Source organism: Synergistaceae bacterium (genome assembly GCA_012728235.1).
GTDB lineage: Bacteria > Synergistota > Synergistia > Synergistales > Synergistaceae > JAAYFL01.
This window is the reverse complement of record JAAYFL010000019.1, coordinates 1-26,802: the sequence shown is the minus strand read 5'-3', so window position 1 is coordinate 26,802 and position 26,802 is coordinate 1. Positions and strand designations below refer to the sequence as shown.

The following is a 26,802-nucleotide window of genomic DNA, read 5'->3' as shown; positions in this document are numbered from 1 at the left end:
ACCGGGCAGCGTATGTATTCTGACTTATTGGTGAATTAGACATCAAGAAATGGAGGATAACATGGAAAAGACGGTCACCATTAAACTTCTTGAGAATGCCGTACTATTGCTTGCGCTAAGCGTTGTTTATGAAATAACATATCTGCTTCCCTACAAACGCTTTCGAATAAAATCTCTTCCTAATGGACTGCTGATATCCCTCGTCTGTTTTGCTGTCATGGGCCTTTCTTTCACTCTCAAAGATACAGTTATATTCGATACAAGAAGCATTCTTATAAGCGTGACGGGACTTATATTCGGAACAATCACGACTACGATAGTCGCTATTTCTGCCATCGTTTTTCGCATTGTAACAATGCCGGGAATAGGAGTTTTACCAGGAGTTTCTTCTATAGTGACAAGTGCTTTAACCGGCCTTATATGGCGTCACCGGATTTTTGAAAAACATATAAAATGGAATTGGCTGAGCATCTATATAATGAGCATAGTCAACCATACTATAATGATCCTTAGTATGTTTTTACTACCCTATCCTATGAGTATAGAAGTCATCAAAACAATCACTTTGCCTGTCATGATTATTTATCCGACTGTTACTGTTCTGCTCAGTTTAACTCTGATAAAGAGAATGGAGCTGAGAGAAAATCAAGAGGCGCGACAGCAGAGCGAAGAAAGATTTCGCTCTATCAGTGAAAGCATTTCAGATGTCTTCTGGACTATGGATCTGAATTTAAAAACCAACTTTGTGAGCTCATCCATAAAACAGCTTACCGGAGAGACCCAAGAAGAGCACATGAACAAATCCATGGAAGAAAAATTTCCCAAAAAATCTCTAGAAAAATTAAGTAGAATCATTAAAGAGGAATTCGATTTGGAAAACGATCCTGGCTGTGACAAGAAGAGAACTCGCATGTTTGACATCGAACACTACTGTGCAGATGGCAGTACAGTCTGGCTCTCAATGAAGGCCTCTTTTGTAAGGGATGAACTGGGAAAAGCGGTGGGAATACAGGGTGTATCTCGCAATATTACTGATATTAAGCGCAGCCATGATGAGATAATCTACCTAAATGAGCATGATGTTTTGACAGGACTCTATAATAGGCGCACTTACGAAAAAGAGCTGCTCCATTTAAACAGAGAAGAGCATCTTCCACTGTCTGTCATACTCGTCGACATTAATGGATTAAAACTTATAAATGACGCACTGGGCAACGATAAGGGGGATGAAATTATCGTTCAAACCTCAATTCTTCTCAAAAAAATCATCCGTAAAGGAGATTTTCTTGCCAGAACCGGAGGAGATGAATTCTGCATCCTGCTTCCAAAAACCAACATTAAAACAGCCAGAGAGTTTTTTAAGCTTATTGACAGCGAATGTGAAAGGTACAACGCACAAAAAAATAACACATACTCTCACATAAATATTTCCTATGGAGCGGCCACTAAAGAAAAAACAGAAGAGGATTTCAAGGTTATATATAAAGAAGCCGAAGATAACATGAGGCGCCGCAAGCTTTTAGCCTCGAAAAGCTCTCGCAATGCCGTAATATCATCAATAAAAGCCACTATGCAAGAGAAAAGTTATGAAACAAGCGAACATGAACAGAGAATGTCTCTTTTAGCAAGAAAGTTGGGAACTATTCTGAACCTATCTGAAATTGAGATTGAATCTCTTGACCTTCTAGCAAAGCTTCACGATATAGGCAAAATAGGCATACCGGAGCATATTCTGAAAAAACCTGGGAAACTCACTGATAAAGAGTGGGACGAAATGAGAAAACATCCTGAAATTGGCTACAGGATAGCCATGTCTTCTGCTGACATTGCTCCCATAGCAGAGTATATACTTTCTCATCATGAAAGGTGGGATGGCGGAGGTTATCCGAGAAACTTAAAGGGGAAGAGTATTCCTCTTCTGTCCAGGATATTGGCCGTGGTTGACGCATATGATGCCATGACGGAAGAAAGAAGTTATAGTAAAACAATGTCGAAAGAAGAGGCTCTGAATGAAATACAGAGATGCTCAGGCACGCAATTTGACCCTGAAATAGCCGAAAGTTTTATAAAAATAATGAACGAAGAAGAATAAAATAAAATTTTAGAGTATATCCCATCAAAATATTAAAGACGAAAAGCTCTTATTTCATTTGTCCAAATTCCATACAACCTTCAATTATGTCTTCCAATTTGATGCTAATCCCTTTTAAATGTAAGCAATTTAACCCCTCGCCAAATAAGCAGTATCACTTAGGACAGCTGTCATTTTCTCTTATATCATCTTGACAATGAGAAAAATAATATGCTGTTGAGGTGTATAAACTATGAGAAAAGCTTTATTTCTGGCTACTATGGTTTTTTGTATTACTGTAACTTTCGCAACTTTAGCTCATGCAACACAGAAAGGCTCTAAAGCAAGCAACTTTACATTAATGGATTTAGAAGGAAATGAGGTTTCACTGAAACAGTTTGAAGGGAAACCTGTTGTCTTGAACTTCTGGGCAACTTGGTGTCCACCTTGTCGCAATGAAATGCCCGAATTTAACGAACTGGACAAACAGTTCAAAGAAACTAAAGAGGCCGTTTTATTGATGGTCAACATGACAGACGGTAGAAGAGAGACAAAAGCAACTGTTCAAAATTTCATAAAAAAGAACAAATTCGGCATGAAAGTACTTTTGGATACAGAGGGAACAGCTTCTCAGCTATACAACATTCGCTATTTGCCGACGACATACATCATAAATTCTAAAGGTGTAGTATCCGCAACTCTCACAGGTGGAACCGATAAAGCAACCGTGTTAAAAATGTTGAAAGGTATCAAGTAGTATGACTACACTGTTTTTCCTCTTTTTGGAAGGACTTTTGGCCTTTATTTCACCCTGTATGCTGCCGATGCTGCCAATTTACCTGATGTACCTTGCGGCAGAGACCAAGCATGGCCGTAAGGCTAGCGTAGTTAATACGGTTGGCTTCGTTCTAGGATTTACTCTTATATTTATGTTGCTAGGAGCTTCGGCCACGGCAATAGGCGCTCTTTTAAATGAGCATAGACTTTTTCTTCAACGTTTAAGCGGCATTGTAATAGCACTATTTGGACTACATTTTCTCGGAGTGTTTAGAATCGGCTTTTTGGATGTCGAAAAGAAGCTTAACGTTGAAATAAAACGCAAGGGCTTCCTGGGTTCAATTTTATTTGGCTCTGCATTCTCCTTAGGCTGGACTCCATGTCTCGGCCCTTTCCTGGGCTCTGCTCTCATGATGGCCGGAGGAACAGGCAGCAGCGTAATACAAGGAGTATTTTACTTATTCGTTTTCTCTATGGGACTTGGCATCCCCTACATATTGGCAGCAGTATTCTTTACCAATATAAAGGGAGTATTTCAGTGGCTTAAGAAAAATGCTAGAAAAATTGAGATTGTATCAGGAGTTGTCCTTATAATTGCGGGACTTATGATGGCTTTAGACCTTTTTGTCTTCTGGTCGAGATTTTTCTAAAAAGCCTAACAGAATATAGCTTACACTACTTCCAGTTTACTTATATAACGCTGTAAAGCGGACGAGACTCTTATTTAGTTAATCAATGTGGGGATTAACTAGTTAAGAGTCTCGTTTTATTCTATTATTTATTCTTTTATTCTCTGTTGTCTATTACTCTTTGTGTTTTTTTCTCGCTTCTCGGAAGATCTCCAAGCCCTACGATTTCAGGGACGACCGTGATGCCTATTCCTGTCTTACACTCTCGTATCAACTCTTCTGCCAATTTCTCTTTGTCTGCTCCCTTTTCCGCTTCGGCCTTTATTATCATTTTATCGCGTAGATCTTCATTCTCTAAAATAATTCTGTATTCACTTGAGAAGCCATCTATCTTCGTCAATATTTCTTCTACTTGTGCAGGATATATATTAGTCCCCTTAACTTTAATCATATCGTCGCTTCTTCCTACGATACGGTCTATTCTAGGGAAGGGAGATCCGCAGGGGCAGCTGCCGGGAATAATTCTTGTGATGTCGTGAGTGCGATAGCGAATCAAAGGTGCTCCCTCTTTGCGATATGTTGTAGCCACAAGCTCTCCTTCCTCCCCTTCAGGAAGGACTTTCCCTGTTTTAGGATCAATAATTTCGAAATATATGTAGTCGTTAAAATAGTGCATTCCGGAATGTTCGCTGCAATCTATTCCTATTCCAGGCCCATATATTTCTGTAAGACCATAAATATCAAAAAACTCTATCTGCAAGGAGTTAAATATTCTGTCTCGTATTTTGTCTCCCCAGCGCTCGGAACCAAAGATTCCTTTCTTGAGGTGTATTTTATCCCTTAATCCTCTTGCGTCTACCTCTTCGGCAAGAGCGAGTCCATACGAAGAGGTCCCTATCAAGACAGTAGTCTCTAAATTGCACATTATCTGTATCTGTCGTAGTGTATTGCCGGGCCCTGTTGGGATTGCCATGGCACCCAACCGCTCCGCACCTGCCTGGAATCCTAGTCCAGCAGTCCATAGACCGTATCCGGGAGTTATCTGAACTGTGTCATGAGTTGTCACTCCGGCAAACTGATAACAACGCTCCATCATAACGGCCCAATCTTCGACATCTTGTGCGGTATATGGCATCATAACAGGCGCACCAGTTGTGCCGGAAGAGGAATGAATTCGCACAACTCTCTCTCTGGGAACCGCGCACATGTTCATCGGATATGCGTTGCGAAGGTCTTCTTTCGTCGTGAAAGGCAAGGTTTCAAATTGCTCCTTCGTCATCATTGTTTCAACCGGCAGCCCCTTAAATTTTTCTTTATACATAGGGCTATTTTTTGCAACATTTCTGACCTGTTCTAAACAGCTGCTTATAATCGACAAATCGTTCATCTTTCTACTCTCCCATCTCTACTATCATTTTGTTTTATATTGTTTAAAAGCTTTCCAGCTTCTTCCATTCCAAGCCGAAACGCTTTTAGATTCATCTCAACAAGCTTAGGTCTCAGACAGTTCACAATAGCGCCCTCTATTTCCTCTTCTGTAAAGGGGAGCGCCTTTGCAGCTACAGCCGCGCCTAAAAGCACAACATTAAGGGTTCTGATGTCTCCGGCTTGAAGAGCTAGCTTCCTACCGCTTATAAAAACTCCGTTTGGGAAGCGAGTTTTTAGCAGCTGTAAATACTCTTCTTCTAGATATTTCCCCTTTTTTAAAGCAACATTGGTCGGAATAATTGTATCTGTATTGACGACACAAATAGCGTTGTCGCTAAGTTTAGATAGATAGCGGACGGCTTCTGCAAGTTCGAAAGCAATCAATATATCTGCATGTGAAGATGGTATGACAGGAGCCAAATTCTCTGCATCGATTCGTATATGGCCGCAGACAGAGCCGCCTCTTTGCGCCATTCCTATTGTTTCGGAAGTTCTTACAAAAAGTCCTCTACTTTGTGCGGCACAGGATATTATCTTGGATGCAAAAAGAGTTCCCTGACCACCCACTCCAGAAATTACGATGCTTTTAGACATATCGATCACCTCTTTTGATTGCATTCACAGGGCAAACATTTGCACAAAGGCCGCAATCAGTACATGTCGGCTCATTTATAACGACAAATCCATTTTCATCCGGAGTCATTGCGGGACAGCCCAGTTCATTGATACATCTTAGACAGGCTATGCAATTTTCATCTACACGATGAACAGTGGGAGGGGTTTTTATAAGTGCAATACAGGGAGCAACAGCTATAACAGCAGATGGCTCATTATGGGTAATAGCCTTTTTAAAGACCTCCACGGACTCTTTGAAATCAAATGGGTTTACTTTATAAATATGTTCGACTCCGCAAGCTCTTAACATGCCTTCAATGTCAATGTTTTTGGATGGAGTGCCCATAGCAGTCTCTCCCGTTCCCGGATGAGGCTGGCACCCCGTCATGGCGGTTGTGAGGTTGTCCAGTACTACGATAGTTATATTGCTGTTCTCGTAAACTGCATTAACAACTCCGGGGATACCGGTATGAAAAAAAGTTGAGTCTCCTATGAAAGCAAGACATTTTGTCTCAGGTTCGGCTAGTGAAAGCCCCTGCGCTATTGTAATTCCGGCTCCCATACAGAGACAGGTGTCTACCATATTTAAGGGAGCTGCATTGCCCAGGGTATAGCAGCCTATATCGCCGCAGTAGACCACTTTTTTCAAATTTTTTGTGGCAATCTTTGCGGCATAAAAAGAAGCTCTGTGAGGACAGCCTCCGCAAAGAACTGGCGGTCTGACCGGAAGCTGGGGCAGTTCTTCCAAAACTTTGTCCCTTTCTTCAATTTCTATTCCCAGGTATTTAAAAATTGATTTTTTTACACTATCAAAGCTAAACTCTCCGTTATAAGCAGTATGTCCGGTATTCTTGCCATATATAGGAATTCGTCCACCGGCAAGTATGAGCAGCTGCTCTTCAACTATCGGATCTAGCTCTTCAATGACCAAGATAGATTCCACTGATGAAACAAACTTCTCCGCCAGTCCTTTAGGTAGCGGATAAGGAGTCCCTATCTTGAAGAGAGAAACATCTAAATTAAATTCCTTCAATAGCTCTTTAACATAAAGGTAAGAAACTCCGGAAACGGCAATTCCCTTTCTGCCTCCGGAAATAATCTCATTGAATACACTTCCGTCAAATTTATCTGACAGAGTTTTTTGTTTTATTTCAAGCTCTCCATGTTTTACATATGAGAGAGCAGGGAAGATACACCAGTCAGGTTTTTTCTCAAAACCGGAGGGGGAAATTTCTTTTATTTCTTCTTTCAGTATTACTGTGGAGCTTGCATGGCAGACTCGTGTTGTGGGGCGCAGCAGCACAGGCAGTTTAAATTCTTCTGACAGTTCGAAAGCAGCTTGAACCATCTCATATGCTTCTTCCGGCGAAGATGGATCAAAAACAGGAAGGTTCGCATGTCTTGCGAAACTCCTTGTATCTTGCTCTGTCTGTGAGGACCAGGGCCCGGGATCGTCTGCGACAGCAACTACCAAGCCACCCTCAACTCCTATATAGGAAAGGCACATTAGAGGGTCACTTGCCACGTTCAACCCGACTTGTTTCATGGTTACCATGGCGCGCGCACCTGTATAAGCAACTCCTGCAGCTACTTCCATAGCCACTTTTTCATTTGTAGACCACTGAACTTTTACGTCGTGATCTTTTTCTTTTAAGAGTGCTTCCACTATCTCTGTGGACGGTGTTCCGGGATAGCCGGAAACGACTTTAACTCCGGCTGCTATTGCTCCGAGTGCTATAGCTTCGTTGCCCATAATAATTCTTTCAGTCATTTTTCTTCCTCCTACTGCTATAAACAAAAAATCCCCGTCGCAAAAGGACAGGGATTTGAATATATAATAATTCTTTCTCCTCTTCCCTAATCTAACTTATCTTATTCTAGTCTGTTATGAAAAGAGCTATCTCTCTCCATAAGAAACTTTATACACTTCATCTCAGTCTATGTCAAGTTTTTCAATTTTGTGGAAATCTCATTTCGCTCCGGAAAAGTGAAGTAAGACAAACTACTGAAACAGCTTATCTGCAATACTACCTTTGTTTATTTATATATAATTAAGATATAATATAATTATTGAAAAGGAAAGAGAGGACAAAAGCATGTATAGACGTAGACCGGGAGGATGTCCTCCCTGACTTCTTGTGCTTCCCTTTGTAGCAGTTGCTGCAATAGTTAAGTGGTTGATTGAACAATTTAACACAAGAGTAAGAAACAAAAATAATGACACTGAGGAGGGAGAGTAAATGTTTTTTATTTATGGTCTGGACGAAGACAATATTAGAAAAAGCAAAAAACGCTTCTACTTCATCGGTGGGCTGATGACTCTTCTTGGAATCATTGCTCTTGCAATGCCTCTTTTAGTCTCTTTTGCAATAGAAACCTTGATAGGAATCATTCTTATGGTTACGGCTCTCTCTCAGGCAATAGCCTCATATAGGGGCTTTGCTGATGGAGACAAACCTTGGCAGGAAGTAATTATGACGATAATCGCTTTTGTAGCAGGTTTTATATTCCTCGCCAAACCAATGGCGGGAGCTCTGACAATAGCATTCCTTCATTCGTTTTACTTCTTCTTGGAGGGAATTTTCAAGCTACTGGAGTATTTCGCCTTAAGAAAAATTTACGGCTCTATTTGGATGCTTTTCTCCGGCATAATTGCACTCTTTCTTGCTTTTGCCATGTGGAATAATCTAATAACTGCTGCTTCCATGATAGGCATTGTTTTTGGAGTCAACCTTCTTTTTGGAGGAATAAGCTTCCTGTTGATAGGATACGGCTGTTCTAAATACAAAGCTTAATCAGCAACACTTCTACTATATATTTTAAAAAAACAGGCGAGCTTTTATTTGGCTCGCCTGTTTTTCTATCTAATGATGTCAGAGACTATCGCTTTTGACGCATTTATAAAATCATTCGGGTTAAGCTTAAAAAGCAAGCCCCTCTCCCCCGCGTTAATTAAAATAAAATCAAAGTTTAACGCGCTTTTATCAATGTAAATTGGATAGTTTTTTTTCGCTCCAATCGGGGAGCAACCCCCTCTGACATATCCGGTCAATTTTGTAACTTCACTTAGTTTAACAAGCTCGGTTCTTTTGTTGGCGCTTATATGAGCCAGAGCTTTTAAGTCAAGCTCTCTCCCGCCTGGGACACACACCATAATAACTCCGCTTTTGTCCCCGCGAACGCAGAGTGTTTTAAAAGTCTGTTCCTCCGGAACATGGGTTTTGGCAGCTGCATCTTCTGCAGAAAGCTCGACTTCATCTATCTCGTATTCAATCAGTTCAAACGGCACTTTATAACCTTCCATTATCCTTACCGCATTGGTCTTTTTATGAGTCAATATTGTCATTCCCTTCTCTTACATATAATATTACTATAGTGCAATATTCATACAAGGGAAGAGGGTATTTTATGAAAGGATATTTTGACGGTGCTGCTCGCGGGAATCCCGGCCCTGCTGGTGCAGGTGCGCTTTTGATAGATGACAACGATAATATCATATGGGAGACAGCTCGCTCTCTTGGAACCAAGACCAACAACGAAGCAGAATATTCAGCTCTTATCTTACTGCTAAAAGCGGCAAAAGAACGAGATATAATGCGACTTGATGTCTATGGCGACAGCAAGCTTGTCATCTGTCAGGTTTCCAAACAGTGGAAGATTAACTTACCTCATCTGCGTGCTTTGGCAGAAAAAGTATGGGACATAACAAAAGATATGAATGTCTCGTACAAATGGATACCGAGAGAGGAAAACACGCTTGCGGATAATCTCTCAGATGAAGCTATAGATTCATCCCTATAACAAAGAAATATATTTAGATTTTATTTGCTACTCAGCCTCTCTTTTCGAGGCTTTTTTATTATCTAAAACCACAATACATATTTGCTGTATTTTTCTTATATCTTTCTTGTTGTTGACTAATTTAGTCGCACCATTATAATTCAAGCTGTACTCCTTATACTTTTTTTGATTGTATACTCTTTTTTCCACGCAAATATTATTTTATTTTGAAAACTCACTCGACTAAACGCTTCTTATATTTAAAATTTTTATTACAATTAAGTTACAAAAGGGGTAAATAGATGATAGAGATTAGAAATCTACACAAATACTTTGGAGAGATAAAGGTTTTGAGCGATCTTTCTATGAGTATTCAGGAGGGCGATATCTTCGGAATCGTCGGACACTCGGGAGCAGGTAAATCAACACTTCTTAGGTGTTTAAATGGGCTAGAATCATATCAAGAGGGCTCTGTAAGGGTAATGGGGAAAGAAGTACAAGAGCTTAATCCAGATGAGCTAAAAGAGCTTCGACGCAACATGGGTATGATATTTCAGAATTTCAATCTCATGAATAGAAAAAACGTTTTTGAAAATATTCTCTTCCCGCTTGAAGTTTGGGGCATTCCAAAAAAGGAAGCCGCACAAAGAGTGGAAGAGCTACTCAAACTCGTCGGGCTCAGTGAAAAAAAAGATGAGAAAATTCGCAATTTAAGCGGTGGACAGAAACAGCGAGTCGGTATAGCAAGGGCTTTAGCTTTGAAGCCCAAAATCCTTCTCTGTGATGAAGCGACTTCTGCTTTAGATCCAAAAACTACTATCTCCATACTTGAGCTTTTAATGGACATCAACAGAGAGTTGGGAGTGACGATTATTGTGGTTACTCACCAGATGGAAGTAGTGAAAATGATATGCAACAGAGCGACAGTACTGGATGCCGGCAAAATTGTCACGTCGGGAGAAACTGACAACCTTTTCCTATGCCCGGGAGAAGACCTCAAAAAATTAATAAGCGATGATTATGCCGTTATTCCCTCAGGGAAAAATATAAGACTCATGTTCCCTCGCGAGATAGCAAATGAAAGTATAATTACAAAAATGGCAAGAGAACTTGATACAGATTTTTCCGTTGTAGGAGGCAAAATTGAAAGATATAGAGAGAACGTAATGGGCTTTCTCATCATAAACGTCGCAGATGAAAGTTTCGACAAAGTGATTCAATGGCTGAGAGACAACAAGATGTATTGGGAGGTAATGTAATATGTTGGGTGAACTCCTTTTTGCTCTTTGGGAAACGACATACATGGTTGTCCTATCAACGTTTTTTTCCGGAATCTTCGGTTTTTTTCTGGCAATCGTTATGGTATTGACGGGAAGCAACGGGCTTCGACCAAACAAAACTCTTTATTCTGTTTTGGATTTCGTTGTTAATCTTCTTCGCTCATTCCCTTTCATCATTCTTATGATAGCCATCATTCCTCTGACAAGATTAATTGTTGGAACATCTATTGGAAGCACTGCCGCTATTGTTCCTCTTACCATAGCCGCCACGCCTTTCGTGGCGCGCATAATGGAGGGGAGCCTTTTGGAAGTAGATCATGGCGTTGTAGAAGCAGCGCGCTCTTTTGGGGCCAAAGATAGACAGATAATATTCGGAGTAATGATAAAAGAAGCAATGCCGTCAATCATCTTAAATTGGGCTGTCGTTGCAATAAACCTTCTCGGCTATTCGGCAATGGCCGGTGCTGTCGGAGGAGGAGGTCTTGGAGACCTCGCGATAAAGTATGGCTATAACCGTTTTCAAACTGACGTCATGATTTATTCTGTCGCAATACTCATAGTCATGGTTCAAATTATACAAACAGTGGGGAACATGATATATGAGAAGATACGATAAAAGCCCCGATTAAGTTATAAATTAACAATATTTTATTATTCTATTTACTAAAGAAAGAGGAGAGAAAAATGAAAAAAATAATATTGGCAGTTTTTGCTACTTTGATAATAGCAACCTCCTCCTTTGCGGGAACAAAGACCATTACTGTCGGAGTTACTCCATTTCCCCACAAGGACATTATGATTGTTGTAAAGGATCTCCTTGCAAAAGAAGGATACAATTTAGTTATAAAAGAATTTACGGATTATGTGACTCCCAACACGGCACTTGCAGAGAAGAGCCTCAACGCAAACTTTTTCCAACACATTCCCTATTTGGAAAACACTATTAAAGAAAAAAAACTAAATCTCACTTGGGTTGCAAAGGTTCACATTGAGCCGTTAGGACTTTATTCAAAGAAAATCAAAGATATTTCAGAAATTAAGAATAGAGCAAAAATTGCCATCCCAAACGATGCTACAAACTGTGCCAGAGCGTTGAGACTTCTTGAAAAGAATGGCTTGATAAAGGTAAAAGAGGGAGAGTTGATTACGGCGAAGGACATAACTAGCAACCCCAAAAAACTCAAGTTCCGTGAATTGGATGCAGCACAACTCCCACGTACCTTAAAAGACGTTACCGCTGCCGTTATAAACACGAACTTCGCAGTCGAGGCTAATTTAGTACCATCAAAGGATGCCATCGTAATTGAAGGCAAGGATTCTCCATATGCGAATGTTGTAGCAGTACGCGAAGCGGACAAAGAAAATCCGGAGATTAAAGCTCTTATAAAGGCAGTCAACTCAAAAGAAGTGAAAGATTACATAACAGAAAATCTTGTGCCAAAAGGAATAGTTCCTGCATTTTAAAAATTACGACAGTATATAAAAAGTCGCTTAATCAAATTGATTAAGCGACTTTTTTATTATTAATATTATTAATTTTATATATTAGTCGAACATGTCTCCGGAGACATTTATCAAGCGTGTAGGTCCTTGTGAATAATCATCATGCTGTCTCTTAAGCGGAGGTGTACCTTTCTGTCTTGTAACTTTTCGTTCTTCACGTTTTTCAACTGCGGGCTTTGGCTCTTTCGGTTTAACCGTTTTAGCTTTTACTTTAGCAACTATCTCTGTTGTGGGGGTGCCCTCCGGGACAATTGCCAACGTATAGCCCAAAGGTTCCAGAAGCTTCAGCATTGTATCTATACGAGGCATTGAGCTTTTATTTTCAAGTCGAGCTATGGCTGACTGTTTCATGCCTACATGTGTAGCCAGTCCCTCCTGAGTAAAACCACAGGCTTCCCGAGCTTCGGTTAATTTGTTGATCAGAGATACACCTACACTTATTTCATTTTTCTTGTCTTTTACAGAGAAACGTTTTGTTGTCTTAGTCTTAGCCATTGGGAGCTCCTTTCTATAAAAGCTTTAATAGCTTTACTATTTGGTCAAGTCAATATATCACAGTTGTTATTATTTTTCAAGTGTTTGGGTTGTATAGAGCTTGGCGACGTTATTTGCCTTTTTAGAAAACAGATATCAAATATGATTTTACCTAAACATTATAGATATATACTATTTTCTCACTCTTAGTTATTTTTTTCCAAAGAAAGGAGATATTCTTTTATTTTTAGTCCACCTCCGAAACCCACGAGTGCACCGTCTGCTCCCAAAATGCGATGACATGGAATGATTATTCCAATTGGATTTCTGTTTGCCGCCATCCCGACGGCACGGCATGCTTTAGGGCTTCCCACGCTCTCAGCTATTTGCTTGTAGCTCCGAGTATTGCCGTAAGGTATTTTTATGAACTCATTCCAACAGGAGGATTGAAAAGCTGTTCCATCCGCCTTAATAGGCAGATCAAATTTTTTTCTGCTTCCTTCAAAATATTCTTTAAGCTGGGAATAAGCTTTTCTGATAAGTTTAGATTCTTCTAAAATTGCATTCTTGTTTTCTTCGTAAGTTCCCTCGAAGTCAATGTTTGTGATAAAGTCATTTTCCTCTGTAATAGTGAGTTTCCCGATGACATCGAAATCATAAATATAATATTTTTTCAAAATGATGTCCCCCCATTCAGACTTTTGTCTATTATACTTCTTTTAATTCTGTAGTTTAAAATTCCTTTTTCTTAATAGATAAAACCTACATGGACTTTGTCTGACAAAAAAAGAACATCCCCACTTAAACAAGTAGGGATGTTCTTTTTTCGCTGAAATGCGATATTTATTATTGTATTTAATATTAACGTTTTGAGAACTGTTTGCTTGCTCTTGCGCCCTTCATTCCAACTTTCATACGTTCGACCATTCTCGGGTCTCTCGTCAAGAATCCGGCTTTCTTAAGAGCGGTACGAGTGTTGGGGTAGAGTTTTTGAATTGCTCTTGCAACACCAAGGCGGATTGCTCCTGCCTGGCCTGTAAGACCGCCACCATGTGCGTTTACAAAAACGTCAATTTTGCCCTGAACTCCTGCCACTTCCAAAGCTTCTACTGCCTGTGATGACCAGTAGTAGCGGGGAAGATATTCTTCCACTTCACGATTATTTATAAGGAACTTTCCGTCACCTTCACAGATGCGAACACGGGCAATGGCATTCTTTCTTCTGCCTGTACCCCATGTAAATACTGTATTGGGTTTGGCTTTTACTTTAGGTCTTGCCACTTTCGCGACTTTGGGAGCATCAGCTTTTTTTACTGTTTCTTTTTTAGGAGCTTCTTTTTTGACAGTCTCCTTTTTAGCTGCTTCTTTTTTGGGTGCAGCTTCTTTTTTCACTGCCGTTTCCTTAGTAGCTTTAGCTTTGACTTCTTTTGCTGCTGTTTCCTCTACTGTCATATCTTCTTTATCTGCTGCTTTAGCCATTATTGATTTCCCCCCTATCCTTTAGTCTAGCTGTTCAGGCTTCTGAGCTGCATGTGGATGGCTCGAGCCGGGATATACTTTAAGTTTGCGATACATTGCTCTGCCAAGCTTTGTCTTGGGAAGCATTCCCCAGACAACTCTCTCTATAAGTCGCTCTGGACGGCGGTCAAGAATTTGTTCGTAGGTGAGTGTTCTGAGCCCACCCTGGTAACCGCTGTATGTGCTAATTGTTGACTGTGTAAGTTTTTTGCCTGTGAGCCCAACCTTTGCCGCATTTGTTACCACGACAAAATCTCCCGTATCGACGTGGGGTGTATATGTTGGTTTGTGTTTTCCCGAAAGAATACGGGCTATCTGAACTGCAAGACGGCCTAGGTGTTTATCTGTTGCGTCTATGACGTACCATTTACGTTCTACCGTTTCACCTTTGGCCATGAATGAACGTGTGCCAATCATGGATATTCCTCCTAATAATGTTTGAATCTTATTCTTTTAATTTAATATATATTCTCAAAGCATCTCTACTGTCCTCGTCAAAGTCATATGTGTGCGAAGTTCACATCTTTTGACGGAACGTTGTCTGCGTTCGGGGGAATGCAGTCAACTGACTAGAGTACGCGTTTAAGCCTCGGATTAGGGATTATTCCCGGCAGACGCCCTCTCTTTGCTATGGGGTTTCCGTCCACCATTTTTATATCCATAGTCATATCTCTGTTTACTGCGTGAGCTATGTAGCTGCCCACACCAAATACTTCTGCTCCTGCTTCTTTCAGAAGCTTTATGCGTTCCGGCGATAGACCGCCCGTTGCTATAACTTTGACTTTAGAAAATCCTGCTTTATCACGAGTCCAACGAACTTCTCTTACAAGGTCGGGGGTAACTCCGCCTCTTTCTCCAGGAGTATCAAGCCTGACTCCGCTTAATTTATCCCCAAGACAGTCCGCCACTCGGAGAGTTTCTTCAACTTCATCCTTGAATGTGTCTACTATAACTATTCTCGGTTCATTTTCGGGAACCGTTTGATCGTACACTTTTGCAAGCTTAACAGTATCGCCCATGAGCAACACTGCAGCGTGAGGTACAGTACCTTGAGGCTCTTGACCACATAATTTTGCAGCCAATATACAGCTTATTCCCTTGCATCCAGCTATTCTTGCAGATCTCTCCATTACTGATGCAACTGCCGGATGTACGTGGCGTGCACCAAAACAGAGAACATCGCAACCATCTGCGGCATCTACACAATTCTTAGCGGCAGTAGCCCAACCGGTGGATGAAGCCAGCATGCCAATAAGTACAGTCTCATACATGCCGAAAGATTCATAGCTCCCTGTTATGCGCATTACAACTTCTTTAGGTGCAAAAGGCTCTCCTTCAGAAAGAGCCTCAACCTTTGGAGGATTCGGAAGAGTACGTAAAAGTCTCAATGCCTCTTCAACTCCGGCAAAAATTCCCTCTTGCCTGGCGAATATTTCCGCAACGACTTCGGTCTCAAGAAGGCCGGAAGCTCTTAAGACATCTCTGCTTTTGATAAAATATATGTCTGTTGTCCAACCACTCAGAATTTCTTCATGAGTTGCGGAGAATAGACGATCTTTTATCTCTTTATATTCGGCGATATCTTTCTGTTTGTCTAAACGCTTGAGAGACATATATCTCTACCCTATTTATCTTGCGACTACTTGCAATATGGACAATATTATAAAAGCGACAAGCAATCCCCAAGTAATCTTTGTTACAGGGGTCATTCTCTGCCATGTGCTGCTCTTATCAAGCTGAGCTCCACCAGCTCCAAAAGCACCTGTAAAACCGCCTTCTTTTCTATGCTGTGAGAGAACTACACCCAAAAGAGAAAAACTTACGAGTAAGTGAAGAACTCCAAGTAGGATTTTCACAAACCACACCTCCAAAATATCTATAAATTAACTTTTGTTAAAGTAAAAAGGTATTATAACACATTAAAAGTTCGTTTTTCATACAGTATCATATTGTATCACAGGTATAAGCCTTTCGGCTATATCTTTTATTGCTAGTGCCCTATGAGAAATTTTTCTTTTTACCTCATCGCCAAGTTCTGCGAAAGTTTTATCGTATCCAGTCGGCATGAAAATAGGGTCATAGCCAAATCCGGCAGATCCTTTAGAGAAGGAAGTAATGAGACCTGTACAACTTTTTTCAGATACAATTATTCTTTCGGTCTCTGGGAAAAAGACTACTATACAGCAAACAAATTTGGCACTTCTATCTTCTTTATCCTTTAATGAATTAAGCAGCCATTCAACTCTGTCCTCGTCGCTGCCTGGAACGATACGGGCAGAATGTATCCCCGGAGCCCCGTCAAGAGCAGAGACTTCGATTCCACTGTCATCGGCCATGGCGGGAAGCCCTGTAACCCTTGCCCAAGACCGAGCTTTTAGAAGAGCATTCCCGTAATAACTGTCTTCCGTCTCTTGAACCTCAGAATAATTGGGGAAGTCACCACCAAAGAGAAGCTCTGCTTGAATTTTTTCCAAAACTTCTTTTATCTCATAAAACTTATTTTTATTTCCACTTGCCAGAACTATTTTCATATTTCGAAAAGTTTATTTTCTTTTTCTGTAAGATTGAGCGTCTCACGCTGTATGGCGTGCAACTGCTTTATCCCGCTCCAGCCGAGATCCAATATCTCATTGAGCTCCGAGCGAGAAAAAACTCCGCTTTCTCCGGTGCCTTGAAATTCTACAAAGTCACCTTTTGAGGTCATAATAAGATTGGAGTCAACCTCAGCGGTCGAGTCCTCTTCGTAGCAAAGATCTAACATCGGTACTCCGCCGACTTTGCCGACACTTACTGCTGCAATTTGAGTCTTTATCGGGATTTCTGTAAGTAGTTCATTATCGAAAAGCCAGCGTAATGAATCAAAAAGAGCGATAAAACCGGCGGTGATTGAAGCAGTCCTCGTACCCCCGTCAGCTTGGATTACATCGCAATCAATGGTTATCATTCTCTCACCAAGCCTTGTCATGTCAACAGCAGCACGAAGGGAACGTCCGACAAGGCGCTGTATTTCACTGGTTCTTCCATTTAATTTGCCTTTATTTACATCCCTCATCACTCTCTGATGTGTGGCACGAGGGAGCATTGAATACTCACCAGTTATCCAGCCTGTACCCAAACCACGTAAAAATGGAGGGACTTTTTCTTCTACAGTTGCAGTACAGATTACCTCCGTGTTCCCCCATTTTATAAAAGAGGACCCCTCCGCATATCGATTGCAAAAACGTTCAATTTTTATCGGGCGTAATTCGTTATTTCCTCTTCCGTTTAATCTCAATGTACTCATCTTAATTCATCGTTTCCCATGGTTTTGAAAGATCTATAGTTGTTTTATCTTTGATTTCATTGCTGTCTAAATAAAACTTTATTTTTTTGACAGGGGGGAAGTTCTTGGCTACGGTTTTTAGCATGCCGGTAGGAACCACCGGTGCGTCCTTTTTCCCCAAACTTTTAAGAGATGTCATAAACTCCTTAGACACATCTACGTAAGCCCAATCTCCGCTAAAAAAAACGCTTATAAGGCGTACGTCATTATTTAATATATTGAGCTCTTTTAATGTATCTATATACATAGATATTATTTTCTTGGCATCTTCTTCCTTGAGACCTTTTTTAATATCTGTAGTTCGTTCTCTAAATTTCCCATCTTCAGGAATATATATTACATAGTTTGCACCTTCGTCTATTATCTGAGGAAGCTGCTCTTTTTTTATTTGATTTACTTCTGTTCCGCTTCCGACCACGTCTCCAACCATTCGACCATCATTTTTCCTGTCAGCCCACTTGAAAAAATAGTTTGCACCCATATATCCGGTCGCAAAAAATATTATAAGAACGGCAACCCAAGCAGAAATCCTGACAAGAAGGGGAGCTCTTTCGAAATCATCCTCGTATTCGTCATCGTAATCTTCGTAATTGTCCTGGTAGCCACCTCTATCTATGGCTCTACGTCTTAACTGTTTCTGGAATGAATCTTCTTTCGGATATCTTTGAGAAATATCATCATTTTGTACAAATTTCTCATCATCAACATCCTCTCTTCTTCGCTGCGAAGAACGAGAGGCGGAGCTTCTGCGTCTTACCGCAGGCTCATCTAAAGCACGACCCTCTATTTCTCTTTCTCTGTATTTACTTCTGTCGTCGTCCAAATCTCTCATTAATACTCCTCCTACAAAAACCTAACGTGATACTACGGGATTGCTATTTACATATGAGACTATACTATCAGCAAAACTTGATGTAAGTGCATTAAGGTAGCTCTCCGTCTTTAATTTTTGTGCCTCATTTGCATCCGTGAGATAACCCATTTCAATTAGCACTGCGGGCATTCCCGCTCCTCTCAAAACGAAAAATGGTGCTTGAGCAACCTTCCTCATCGGAAGTCCTGTGTTTTTTGCATAGTTATGCATAACTTCTATCAATCTTGTGCTTTCTCCTATTTTATCGTTTTGCTGCATATCTCCCAAAATTTTTAATAGTAGCTGTGTTCTTTTGTCGGCTTTTGCTGCCACGTCAGCTGCGCTCTCGCTGCCACCGGAAAGCTCTCTGTTTTCGTATATTGCCAACTGCATTGCATCTTTGTCCGATGGAAGAGCCATGATATAGAATTCAAGCCCAGCTGCTTTTTTCCATTTAGGCATAGCATTGCAATGCATGCTAACAAAAACATCAGCCTGGTTTTCATTTGCAAAAGCGGTGCGTTGTGCCAACTTTAGATAGACGTCTGTTTTTCTCGTGTAACGAACGTCCATTCCCTTTTTCTCCAAAAGTGAGCCCAATAAAAGTGTGGCTCTTAGATTTATATCCTTTTCTCTGACTCCATTCGCTACTGCACCGGGGTCATGTCCACCATGGCCTGCGTCTATTACAACAATGGGTTTGCCGCCAGATCTAGGTGCAACTGAAGTTGCATCTGCAGACAAGCTCGGCGTTGCTGGCTGTGCGGCAGGCGGAATCGTTGCAGTCGCACTGTTCCCAGTTTTACTTACGACAGGAGCAGCCGCTACCTTTTTTTCGTTTTTGCCCGATCCTTTTGTAGCTTCGGATATCGCCGTAGCCGCAGGGGATACATAAGGTTTGTTCTCTGTCGATGCTGATGACTCAAAAGGTTTATCCCAGCTTATTTCTGCCTTTTTCCCTATAGAAGCATAAAATTGATTTAAAATATGCAACATTGATTTTGAATCTACCCACCAATGGCTGTCTGAGATGGCAATGGGCGAAGGCAAACTGACAAGTGTCCCCGCACTCCTTACGACAGTAGCACCACTCCAAAACTCCATCTTTTTACCGTCAAAAAGAACCACAACTGCTTGAGGATTAGAAGTTCTAGCCATTCCAAGCGATTTGATTACCTCTTCTATTGCGACATCTTGACCTCCATGTGAATTTTTGCGGGTGGAGATATCCCCTTTTTTAATCTCACCGTAATAAAGCTCCTTTGTCTCCGCTGAAACCGAAACTGCCGCCACGGCAATAATAAAAAAAGAAAGAAGCAATAATTTAAATATATTTTTAGTCGCCTGCAATAACAATACCTTCCACCACCACTGTCGGCGTCGCAACAGAGCCGAAATATTTTAAATCTGATCCTACAACTGTAATCCTTTTTATAAAGTCCAATAAATTTGATGCTATGGTAACTCCGCTAACGGCATGAGTGAGTTCGCCGTTCTCTATCATAAGGCCTTTTGCCCCGATAGAAAAATTGCCGCTTATGCTGTCTACTGTATGAAGTCCCATAAATTCCGTAATGTAAAGACCCTTTTTAATACTTGATATAATGTCCTCTCCGCTCTCTGTTCCTGGTTTTAAAATTATATTTGTAGTGTCTACATCAGGCAGAGAGGAGAGACCTCTACTGGCATTTCCCGTAGATTGTACCCCATCTTTCCATGCATATTGAAGGTTATATAAATATGAAGAGGCGATACCATTTTCTATCAATAAAGTTTCTCCTGTGGGAACTCCTTCAGAATCCCAGCTGGAACTGCCGCTCTTCCATGCTATTCTACCGTTATCTATCAGTGTAATGCAAGGTGATGCCACCTTATTGCCGAGCTGTCCCTTCATCATAGAGCGTCCTTTGTGAATTTCAGGTGCGCAAAACAGATCTGCTACTATGTCAATTAAGGATGCGGTTGTTTCCTGATCCAAAACAACGGAATATGTCCCCGTTTTAATCGTGGATGCACCCAAATAAGAGATGGCTTTTCTAACTGATTCTGCGGCAGAGTATCTTATATCCAGTTCATCAAGTTTTCTTGAACTTTCTCCATAAGCACCCATTTCCGTAGAAGTTCCATCACTTACGAGAAGAGCTACCCCACAGCTAGCCCTTGTTGCACTCTCCCAACCGGAAAGTCCTGTTGTGGTACAGTAAAAAGAGGAGCCATATCCGTCCTGCCAACCTGCACTTCTCACGGAGATAATCCTTTTATCCATCGACTTGGCATGATTGTTCATCTCTAAGCAGTAGTTCATTCTATCTTCAGAAGTTATGTCGTATATTCTAGGATCTTCAAGAAAGAGAGAAGGGTCGTTAACCAGCTTGCCACTGTAAAGAGAAATCCCCTCTTCCGGTTCAGAATTACGACAGTTCGCAATGCTCCATTCGAGAAGTTCTTTGACAGAAAAACGATCCATAGAATTTCCATATGAAATCCCCTGCCTGCCATCCGACATGATAGTTCTAATGCCTATTCCTACGGATGTCCCGGAAAGAGATTCTTCTACCTCTCCATCCATTAAGGAAAGCTGGGTAGAACGTCCCTGCACATAAAGAACATCAGCACCTGAGACACCCTGTTTTTTTGATTCATCCAATATCCAGGAGGAGAGTGCCTCTATTTCACTGTTTCTGGGAAATTTTTTCATATGGAGAGTACTCCCGCTATTATTGATGAAGCTATTTCTACGTCTTCTTCATTTACGTCAAGATGAGTGACAAGTCGGATTCTATCCTTACTCATAGCATTTAAGAGAAGCCCCTTTTGAGAACATTTAAAAATAAATTCATCAGAACTAAGTCTGTTTTTGGGGAGTCTAAAAAATATCATATTTGTCATATTTTCCACTCTTTCAACTTCTATCCCCTTCTCGGCAAGAAGTTCGAACAGGGTTTTAGCATTTTTATGATCATCATTCAATCTTTGAATATTATTTTGAAGAGCGAAAAGTCCGGCCGCAGCGGCTATGCCGACCTGCCTCTGAGCTCCGCCCAAACGCTTGCGCCATTTTTTCGCATTTGCGATAAATTCGGATGTCCCGCACAGCATAGAGCCCATAGGGGCACCCAAACCCTTAGAAAGACAAAATTGTATACTATCCACTTCTTTTGTATATTCTTTTACATCAACAGAGTGAAGAGTGGATGCGTTGAAAATCCTGGCTCCGTCAAGATGTACATGCAGCCCCAGCCGTTTCCCCTCTCTTGCAACTTCTGCAAAATCAGCGGGAGCTGTCGCAATTCCGCCGGCATAATTGTGTGTGTTTTCCAGTGCGAGTATGGTTGTCTGAGGTTGATGTATGTTACCGGAGATACGACTCGTTTTTTCTATGTCTTCTACTTTAGGAATTCCACAGTCATCGTCCAGAGGATAAGGGCATAATCCAGCAACGGCTGAAAAGGAACCTGCCTCTGAATACCAGATATGAGAAGATTTTCCGGCCAATAAGCTTTCGCCCGGACGACCTATAGCAAGAAAAGCTATTAGATTTGCCATAGTTCCGGAAGAGGTATAAAGAGCATTTTCTTTGCCAACGAGCTTGGCCGAATATTCCGAAAGAGCATTCGCAGAGGGATCATCTCCGTATATGTCATCTCCCACGGAAGCGGATGCAATGACTTGTCTCATTTCTTCCGTAGGCTTTGTGACTGTATCGCTGCGAAGGTCAATTATTTTCTGCATGACAGCTCTCCTCTTTTTTAACAGATTGAAGTTAAACTATATGTTTTTTGACTAGCTTTCGACTACTTGTTAAATTGATACTCCGAGCCTTGCCCATGGTAAAAAATCTTCTGTTACCACATGTCCCAAAGTCGCGCTCGGTCTTGTCGCCCCATGAAAGTCTGATCCGGCCGTGGAATATAGGTCAAATTCGTTTGCCCATGCAAGACATTTGTAGGTTTCTTCCGGAGTGTTCCCCGTATATATTGACTCAACTCCCCATAGGCCGGCATCTTTTAATCTTTTTAAAAGCTTTTTCAGCTCTTCATCATCCAACCTTGTGTGAAAAGGGTGAGCTAGCACGGCTACACCGCCAGCGTTATGAATGAGCTCAATACATTTTTCGGGAGAGAGCCGTTTGCGAGGCACAAATGCTACTCCGCCTCGTCCCAGATATTTTGAAAAAGCCTCGGCTCGCGATGATACATAGCCACGTTGCATCATAACAGTAACTATGTGGGGACGGGCAACGACCTCTCCGCCTGAAACTATTTTCACATCTTTTAATTCTATATCCATTCCCAGGTTTTGTAATTTTTTACAAATTTGGGCATTTCTCTCATCTCTATTTACTCTTATTTCTTTTAACGAGCTTTCGAATGCATCAGACTCAATATCTATTCGATACCCTAATATATGAAGCATAAAGCTTTCATCGGCAGAAAGTTCTATTCCGCTTAAAGCGTTCACACCCTGTTTTTTGCACTCTTTCATAAACGAAGCAACTCCTGATGTGGTATCGTGGTCTGTCAGACTTATCAACGAAAGGCCTCTCTTTTTAGCGGCCTTAACTATCTCTTCGACTGAGTAACTTCCGTCTGAATGGGTGCTGTGTATATGCATATCAATTGTAATCATTTGTACTAGTCGTCTCCTTTTTCAGATTCGGAAGTCGGCGAATGAGGGTATATTAACTGTGCAATCACGAAAGCTATGGATTGCAAATGCAAGAGGTTGACTGCTGAAAAGTCATTCGTATTGGGAGATTCTATCCCCAACACCCCAAATTTATCTCCCCTTGATTCAAGGGGAACCACCATCATGGAACAAGTGTTGCGCCAAAGAGGCAAATCTCTTGAAACATCTACGTTCCCTGTGAAATACGCTCTGCCTGAAGCAAAAACTTTCCACATTGAAGAACCGTTTCTCTTTAGCTTCGTTTCAGGAGAACCTTCACTTTCCGGCAGATATAACCGGCCGTAGATGTCTTCAATGGCAATCACAACTTCACATTCAGGGAATATCTTTCCAATCTGTTCGAGAGAGAGGTCAATTACTTCAGTAAGGTTCTTTCCTTTGGAGACCTTTGCTCCCAAATTATTCATTATCGGCAGCAGTCTGGTTGATTTCTCTTTGTAGTAAAGCATAAATCCACCAACTGTAAAAAGGAGAATTAAAAGCGATAGCATCTCAAGCCAAGAAAAAACCCCGCCCAACGTTCCTATCACGGCCACTATTAGGCAAATAATCAAATTCGTTTTATAAGACCATCTGCCCGACTCATTAAGACCAAGAAAAGGGATAAGTATAGACGCCACGAAAAGCGGTGGGGAGTTAAGATAGGAGCTTACAAAAACGGAAAGAAGCATCACTGCAAGCCAGATAAACTGAGGCCAAAACTTTTTCTTTCTAAATAAGTCTTGGAGTTGCTTGTTACCACTGTTCACAGTGTAGAACCTCTCCTGCTAAAGAAATAATATTTATGGCATTCATATCTACAACAGCCACAGAAGCAGGGTCCTTACCCTGTGGTATAGTTGTAGAGCCAGGATTTAAAAAGATAGTATTGCCCTCTCTTATTATTGATGCAATGTGTGTATGTCCGGATATGGCCAAATCAACAGAACCATCCAGTGCAATTTGACGGAAGAGGGGGAAATTGTCTCCATGCATCATGAATATTTTTTTACCGTTCCACCAAGTATAGATATACTGCGGAACAGGCTTGTCCATCATCATTAAATCTGCGTCTGAGTCGCAATTGCCTCTTGAAATAAGCAGTGTTCCCTTATAATCTCTAATAGCATCTGCCAAATCGGCCGGAGTGTAATCTGCCGGTAGCATATTTCTCGGTCCATGATAGATTACGTCTCCTGCATGCAATATAGCATCTACGTCTTTAAAAATAGAGAGTGCAGCTTGCCAAGCGGGCAAGCTACCATGTGTATCGGAAAGTATTCCGAGTTTTCCCTTTTCCTGTAATTTTGAAGACATCTATATTCCACTCCTCATAAACGTTCAATTAAATAAACATATGTATATATTACTACAACAAAAGACAAAAAATAATAGGGTAAAAGTACGAAAAGATAGCTTATAATATCATAATATAAGCAAATTACGAGTCTTTAAATGGAGGAGAATTAATTAAATGGAGATAAAAATGGATATTAATAAGGACAACTTGCCAAAACAGAATATGACGGATTTAATTCGTTCGCTAGAACTCATTTCTGCCAGAGTTTTTCAGTCCCTTCTCACATTGAGCCAAACGGCCAGTTCAACCACACCGGAAATGCAAAAACTTTTTCAAGAGTGGATAAACTGCTTGGGAGATGAAATAGAACGAGAAGTATCGGAAAAAGGAGAAATAGATCCTGAAATTGTCGCTAAGAAAATTGGCGTGGATCAGGCAACCATCATCTCTTTAGCTCTAACCCTTCATAGGCAGGGACATATAAAAATTAAAAGTATAAAGGCTGAGAGTTGCGATTTGCCAAATAGTGAAATCTGCGACTGTCTAAATTCGTAGTATAAAAGAAAATCACATCGAAATGAAAATAATTATTGATGCCGACTCTTGTCCCAAAAACTCTCTTCTGTACACTATTCAAAGCGGAAAAAGGGAAGGCATCCACGTCGTTACCGTAGCAAGCTACAATCATAACATTGAGTCAGATCGGCACATCACGGTTGGAGACAGCTCGCAAGAAGCGGATATCAAAGTAATGAATTTAACTGAGGCTGGGGACTTAGTAATAACACAAGATTGGGGCTTAGCCGCTATGATACTCTCTAAAACTGCGTATGCTCTCAATCCAATTGGCATCGAATATTTACAAGAAAAAATTGATTTCATGCTGGAAGAAAGAGCTATAAAAGCAAAATATCGTAAGAGCGGTGGAAGAACAAAAGGACCTAAAAAAAGAGACAGTGACGATGATCTTCGCTTTAAGAATAGACTGGATGAGATTATTTTCCGGATGCTTAATACTGCTTAGATTCTCGTCTTCTAAATCTTTCAAAAATTAAATGCCAACTTTATTTAAATACCTACTTTTCACAGTAGTCGATGAAAGATTAAATATTTTATATCTTGTTAAATTCAAATCAGGAACAGGGAATAGTGCTGTCATACAATAAATATAATAAATAAGTAGAGAATATAAAAAGAGAGCTCCCGATAAACGGAAGCTCTCTTTGTTGTTGCTTAATCGATTTAAAGATTGTGATAGTTTAGACTATCTGACCTTTGTACCGACGTATGTCTTGAGTTTTCCTGTGAGCTTTGTGCACTGGTTGAGAAGCTGATTAGGTGTTGTACCGTTATCAAGCATCTTTCTCCACTCTTTTGCTTTGTCGTGAAGAAGCTGAGGCTCTGTTTTGCCAAGCATGATTGAGCTTGGGAAAGGTCTGTATTCGCCTTTGTTCTCATCACGGCCCTGGTTCAAGAAGCGGATTTCGCCTCTCTTCATTGCTTCGTAAAGGTCGATGTTGTTGTCATCCTGCCAGCTTGCGATAGCGGCAACGATTCCAGCGTCGTCTTTACGTACACGGTTCATCATAAGTCCGACCACTGTGTCTTTGAATTCTGTCATGAAGTTAAAGTCACCCTGTGAGTCTCCGGCTCCGAAGATGGGTCCGCGATTGTCATAAAGAGGAAGTACTGTTTTGACGAATGTTTCTGATTTGCCAACGCCCTGTGTCTGGGGGTGGAGATCATAGTCGTATTCAGCAATGTATTTTCCGTTTTTCATTTTGTAGGTCATACATTTCATGCCGCGGAGTCCTTCGAATTTGTAGTAGCGCTGGAGTCCTCTGATTGCTACGACAGGTGATGCTGAGCAGATCCAAACGTCGATTCCGTTTGCGTCGAGCTTTTTGATGAGCTCAATCATTTCAGGGGATACGCCTGTGCTCTGACGGAAAGAAACTTTAAACTGACCGGCAAGGCTCTTAATTTTGGGGCTTTCCCATGATTTCTTTGTCCAGTTTTTGACATCGGCTTTACCGAGTTCAACATACATCTTGTGTGATTCGTATGCGAGCTGCTCTGCTTCTGCAGGGGTCATGCCTGTGAAGTAGAAGCCGATCCAAGGATAGGATACTGATACGCTTTCGCTGTCTCCGATTGCATCATAGAGCAAACGTGTTTTTGTTGCGAATTCTTTCCAATCGTCTGTTGCCATCCATTTTGCTTTCTGGCCAACTTTGGAATTGTCTGCTGCAACCCAGCCTTTGTTGTAAAGCCTTGTGTATGCTTTTACTGTGTCTTTGGCAAGCTTGTCAATCGTTGTATGGTTGTAGTCTTTGCCAAGGTCTGCGTGAACGTTGGCAACGCCGGCTGTTGCGATTTTGTAGAGCTCTTCCGGCTTGAATGCGAAACGAAGGTTCTCAAGCTGGTAGATGAAGAGCTGCTCCTGTACGTCTGTCAATGTGATGGTGTTGTCACAGTCAAACATCGCCCAGGGTCTATTTTCCGGATTGTAGTTGACATTGTTTCTTCCGAAAGCATCGAACATCTGGTTGATGACTTTCTTTGACCAGGGTGCCCAATTCTT

30 protein-coding genes are annotated in these 26,802 nt (G+C 41.1%); 10 read left to right on the top strand and 20 right to left on the bottom strand.

The genetic code is table 11. The features are described from left to right. Positions 1 to 61: 61 nt before the first annotated feature. From GXZ13_01600 to GXZ13_01590, 3 genes are all read left to right on the top strand, one after another. Positions 62 to 2,092 (top strand): diguanylate cyclase, encoded by a 2,031-nt coding sequence (locus GXZ13_01600; GenBank protein NLX74536.1) that lies wholly within the window; start codon positions 62 to 64, stop codon positions 2,090 to 2,092. 232 nt (positions 2,093 to 2,324) lie between these two features. Next, positions 2,325 to 2,828: a TlpA family protein disulfide reductase gene (locus GXZ13_01595; protein NLX74535.1), complete on the top strand. Its 504-nt coding sequence runs from the start codon at positions 2,325 to 2,327 to the stop codon at positions 2,826 to 2,828. A gap of 1 nt (position 2,829) precedes the next feature. Next, positions 2,830 to 3,498: a cytochrome c biogenesis protein CcdA gene (locus tag GXZ13_01590; protein NLX74534.1), complete on the top strand. Its 669-nt coding sequence runs from the start codon at positions 2,830 to 2,832 to the stop codon at positions 3,496 to 3,498. A 136-nt stretch (positions 3,499 to 3,634) separates the two neighbouring features. On the opposite strand, the gene GXZ13_01585 is transcribed toward GXZ13_01590, so the two are convergent. Genes GXZ13_01585 through iorA form a run of 3 tightly spaced genes read right to left on the bottom strand, consistent with a single transcriptional unit; the run spans position 3,635 to position 7,291 of the window. Beyond that, on the bottom strand, positions 3,635 to 4,864 hold the full coding sequence (locus GXZ13_01585; GenBank protein NLX74533.1) for a phenylacetate--CoA ligase: 1,230 nt from the start codon (positions 4,862 to 4,864) through the stop codon (positions 3,635 to 3,637). Next, positions 4,861 to 5,499 (bottom strand): indolepyruvate oxidoreductase subunit beta, encoded by a 639-nt coding sequence (locus tag GXZ13_01580; GenBank protein ID NLX74532.1) that lies wholly within the window; start codon positions 5,497 to 5,499, stop codon positions 4,861 to 4,863. The genes GXZ13_01585 and GXZ13_01580 overlap by 4 nt, the downstream gene beginning before the upstream one ends. Next, positions 5,492 to 7,291, bottom strand: a complete 1,800-nt coding sequence (gene iorA / locus GXZ13_01575) for an indolepyruvate ferredoxin oxidoreductase subunit alpha (protein NLX74531.1) — start codon at positions 7,289 to 7,291, stop codon at positions 5,492 to 5,494. The genes GXZ13_01580 and iorA overlap by 8 nt, the downstream gene beginning before the upstream one ends. Positions 7,292 to 7,760: 469 nt before the next feature. Between iorA and GXZ13_01570 the strand changes: the two genes are divergently transcribed. Next, positions 7,761 to 8,315 carry a hypothetical protein gene (locus GXZ13_01570; protein ID NLX74530.1) on the top strand — a complete coding sequence of 185 codons (555 nt, stop codon included), beginning with the start codon at positions 7,761 to 7,763 and terminating at the stop codon, positions 8,313 to 8,315. 65 nt (positions 8,316 to 8,380) lie between these two features. Here the strand turns inward: GXZ13_01570 and ybaK are convergent, their stop codons facing one another. Next, a complete protein-coding gene (ybaK, locus tag GXZ13_01565) occupies positions 8,381 to 8,866 on the bottom strand; it encodes a Cys-tRNA(Pro) deacylase (protein ID NLX74529.1) in 486 nt (161 codons plus the stop codon). Between the two features lie 62 nt (positions 8,867 to 8,928). Between ybaK and GXZ13_01560 the strand changes: the two genes are divergently transcribed. The 4 genes from GXZ13_01560 (at position 8,929) to GXZ13_01545 (ending at position 12,044) form a co-directional block, all read left to right on the top strand. Next, positions 8,929 to 9,321, top strand: coding sequence for a ribonuclease HI family protein (locus GXZ13_01560; GenBank protein ID NLX74528.1), 393 nt, complete (start codon positions 8,929 to 8,931; stop codon positions 9,319 to 9,321). A 281-nt stretch (positions 9,322 to 9,602) separates the two neighbouring features. Continuing rightward, positions 9,603 to 10,559 (top strand): methionine ABC transporter ATP-binding protein, encoded by a 957-nt coding sequence (locus tag GXZ13_01555; GenBank protein ID NLX74527.1) that lies wholly within the window; start codon positions 9,603 to 9,605, stop codon positions 10,557 to 10,559. Between the two features lies 1 nt (position 10,560). Then, a complete protein-coding gene (locus GXZ13_01550) occupies positions 10,561 to 11,196 on the top strand; it encodes an ABC transporter permease (protein NLX74526.1) in 636 nt (211 codons plus the stop codon). 68 nt (positions 11,197 to 11,264) lie between these two features. Beyond that, a complete protein-coding gene (locus GXZ13_01545; protein ID NLX74525.1) occupies positions 11,265 to 12,044 on the top strand; it encodes a MetQ/NlpA family ABC transporter substrate-binding protein in 780 nt (259 codons plus the stop codon). Between the two features lie 81 nt (positions 12,045 to 12,125). Here GXZ13_01545 and GXZ13_01540 read toward each other — a convergent pair whose 3' ends face one another. The 15 genes from GXZ13_01540 to yfcE form a co-directional block, all read right to left on the bottom strand. Continuing rightward, the gene (locus tag GXZ13_01540) at positions 12,126 to 12,578 is read right to left on the bottom strand and encodes a helix-turn-helix transcriptional regulator (GenBank protein ID NLX74524.1); all 453 of its coding nucleotides are present in this window, start codon (positions 12,576 to 12,578) and stop codon (positions 12,126 to 12,128) included. 185 nt (positions 12,579 to 12,763) lie between these two features. Next, a complete protein-coding gene (locus GXZ13_01535; GenBank protein ID NLX74523.1) occupies positions 12,764 to 13,234 on the bottom strand; it encodes a methylated-DNA--[protein]-cysteine S-methyltransferase in 471 nt (156 codons plus the stop codon). Positions 13,235 to 13,418: 184 nt separating this feature from the next. Beyond that, positions 13,419 to 13,838: a 30S ribosomal protein S9 gene (gene rpsI, locus GXZ13_01530; GenBank protein NLX74522.1), complete on the bottom strand. Its 420-nt coding sequence runs from the start codon at positions 13,836 to 13,838 to the stop codon at positions 13,419 to 13,421. Between the two features lie 219 nt (positions 13,839 to 14,057). After that, positions 14,058 to 14,492, bottom strand: a complete 435-nt coding sequence (gene rplM / locus GXZ13_01525; GenBank protein NLX74521.1) for a 50S ribosomal protein L13 — start codon at positions 14,490 to 14,492, stop codon at positions 14,058 to 14,060. 152 nt (positions 14,493 to 14,644) lie between these two features. Continuing rightward, positions 14,645 to 15,688, bottom strand: coding sequence for a nicotinate phosphoribosyltransferase (locus GXZ13_01520; GenBank protein ID NLX74520.1), 1,044 nt, complete (start codon positions 15,686 to 15,688; stop codon positions 14,645 to 14,647). Between the two features lie 15 nt (positions 15,689 to 15,703). Continuing rightward, positions 15,704 to 15,931: a preprotein translocase subunit SecG gene (secG, locus tag GXZ13_01515; protein NLX74519.1), complete on the bottom strand. Its 228-nt coding sequence runs from the start codon at positions 15,929 to 15,931 to the stop codon at positions 15,704 to 15,706. A gap of 78 nt (positions 15,932 to 16,009) precedes the next feature. Then, positions 16,010 to 16,606: an RdgB/HAM1 family non-canonical purine NTP pyrophosphatase gene (gene rdgB / locus GXZ13_01510; protein ID NLX74518.1), complete on the bottom strand. Its 597-nt coding sequence runs from the start codon at positions 16,604 to 16,606 to the stop codon at positions 16,010 to 16,012. Then, positions 16,603 to 17,349, bottom strand: coding sequence for a ribonuclease PH (gene rph, locus GXZ13_01505; GenBank protein NLX74517.1), 747 nt, complete (start codon positions 17,347 to 17,349; stop codon positions 16,603 to 16,605). The genes rdgB and rph overlap by 4 nt, the downstream gene beginning before the upstream one ends. Before the next feature lie 10 nt (positions 17,350 to 17,359). Beyond that, positions 17,360 to 18,229 carry a GerMN domain-containing protein gene (locus tag GXZ13_01500; GenBank protein ID NLX74516.1) on the bottom strand — a complete coding sequence of 290 codons (870 nt, stop codon included), beginning with the start codon at positions 18,227 to 18,229 and terminating at the stop codon, positions 17,360 to 17,362. Positions 18,230 to 18,250: 21 nt separating this feature from the next. Continuing rightward, positions 18,251 to 19,408, bottom strand: coding sequence for a hypothetical protein (locus GXZ13_01495; GenBank protein NLX74515.1), 1,158 nt, complete (start codon positions 19,406 to 19,408; stop codon positions 18,251 to 18,253). Positions 19,409 to 19,586: 178 nt separating this feature from the next. Continuing rightward, positions 19,587 to 20,948 carry a TldD/PmbA family protein gene (locus GXZ13_01490; GenBank protein NLX74514.1) on the bottom strand — a complete coding sequence of 454 codons (1,362 nt, stop codon included), beginning with the start codon at positions 20,946 to 20,948 and terminating at the stop codon, positions 19,587 to 19,589. Continuing rightward, positions 20,945 to 21,982: a threonine aldolase gene (locus GXZ13_01485; protein ID NLX74513.1), complete on the bottom strand. Its 1,038-nt coding sequence runs from the start codon at positions 21,980 to 21,982 to the stop codon at positions 20,945 to 20,947. Before GXZ13_01485 ends, GXZ13_01490 begins: the two co-directional genes overlap by 4 nt. 69 nt (positions 21,983 to 22,051) lie before the next feature. Continuing rightward, positions 22,052 to 22,879, bottom strand: a complete 828-nt coding sequence (locus GXZ13_01480; GenBank protein NLX74512.1) for a PHP domain-containing protein — start codon at positions 22,877 to 22,879, stop codon at positions 22,052 to 22,054. Between the two features lie 5 nt (positions 22,880 to 22,884). Further along, positions 22,885 to 23,688 (bottom strand): GAF domain-containing protein, encoded by an 804-nt coding sequence (locus GXZ13_01475; GenBank protein NLX74511.1) that lies wholly within the window; start codon positions 23,686 to 23,688, stop codon positions 22,885 to 22,887. Then, positions 23,675 to 24,235: a phosphodiesterase gene (gene yfcE / locus GXZ13_01470; protein NLX74510.1), complete on the bottom strand. Its 561-nt coding sequence runs from the start codon at positions 24,233 to 24,235 to the stop codon at positions 23,675 to 23,677. The genes GXZ13_01475 and yfcE overlap by 14 nt, the downstream gene beginning before the upstream one ends. A gap of 157 nt (positions 24,236 to 24,392) precedes the next feature. On the opposite strand from yfcE, the gene GXZ13_01465 reads away from it, so the two are divergent. Both GXZ13_01465 and GXZ13_01460 read left to right on the top strand, forming a co-directional pair. After that, complete coding sequence (locus tag GXZ13_01465; protein NLX74509.1) at positions 24,393 to 24,773, top strand: hypothetical protein; 381 nt, start codon at positions 24,393 to 24,395, stop codon at positions 24,771 to 24,773. Between the two features lie 22 nt (positions 24,774 to 24,795). After that, positions 24,796 to 25,242 carry a DUF188 domain-containing protein gene (locus GXZ13_01460; protein ID NLX74508.1) on the top strand — a complete coding sequence of 149 codons (447 nt, stop codon included), beginning with the start codon at positions 24,796 to 24,798 and terminating at the stop codon, positions 25,240 to 25,242. Positions 25,243 to 25,482: 240 nt separating this feature from the next. Here GXZ13_01460 and GXZ13_01455 read toward each other — a convergent pair whose 3' ends face one another. Beyond that, entirely contained in the window at positions 25,483 to 26,763 is a 1,281-nt protein-coding gene (locus tag GXZ13_01455) for a hypothetical protein (GenBank protein ID NLX74507.1), read from the bottom strand. Between the last annotated feature and the right edge of the window lie 39 nt (positions 26,764 to 26,802).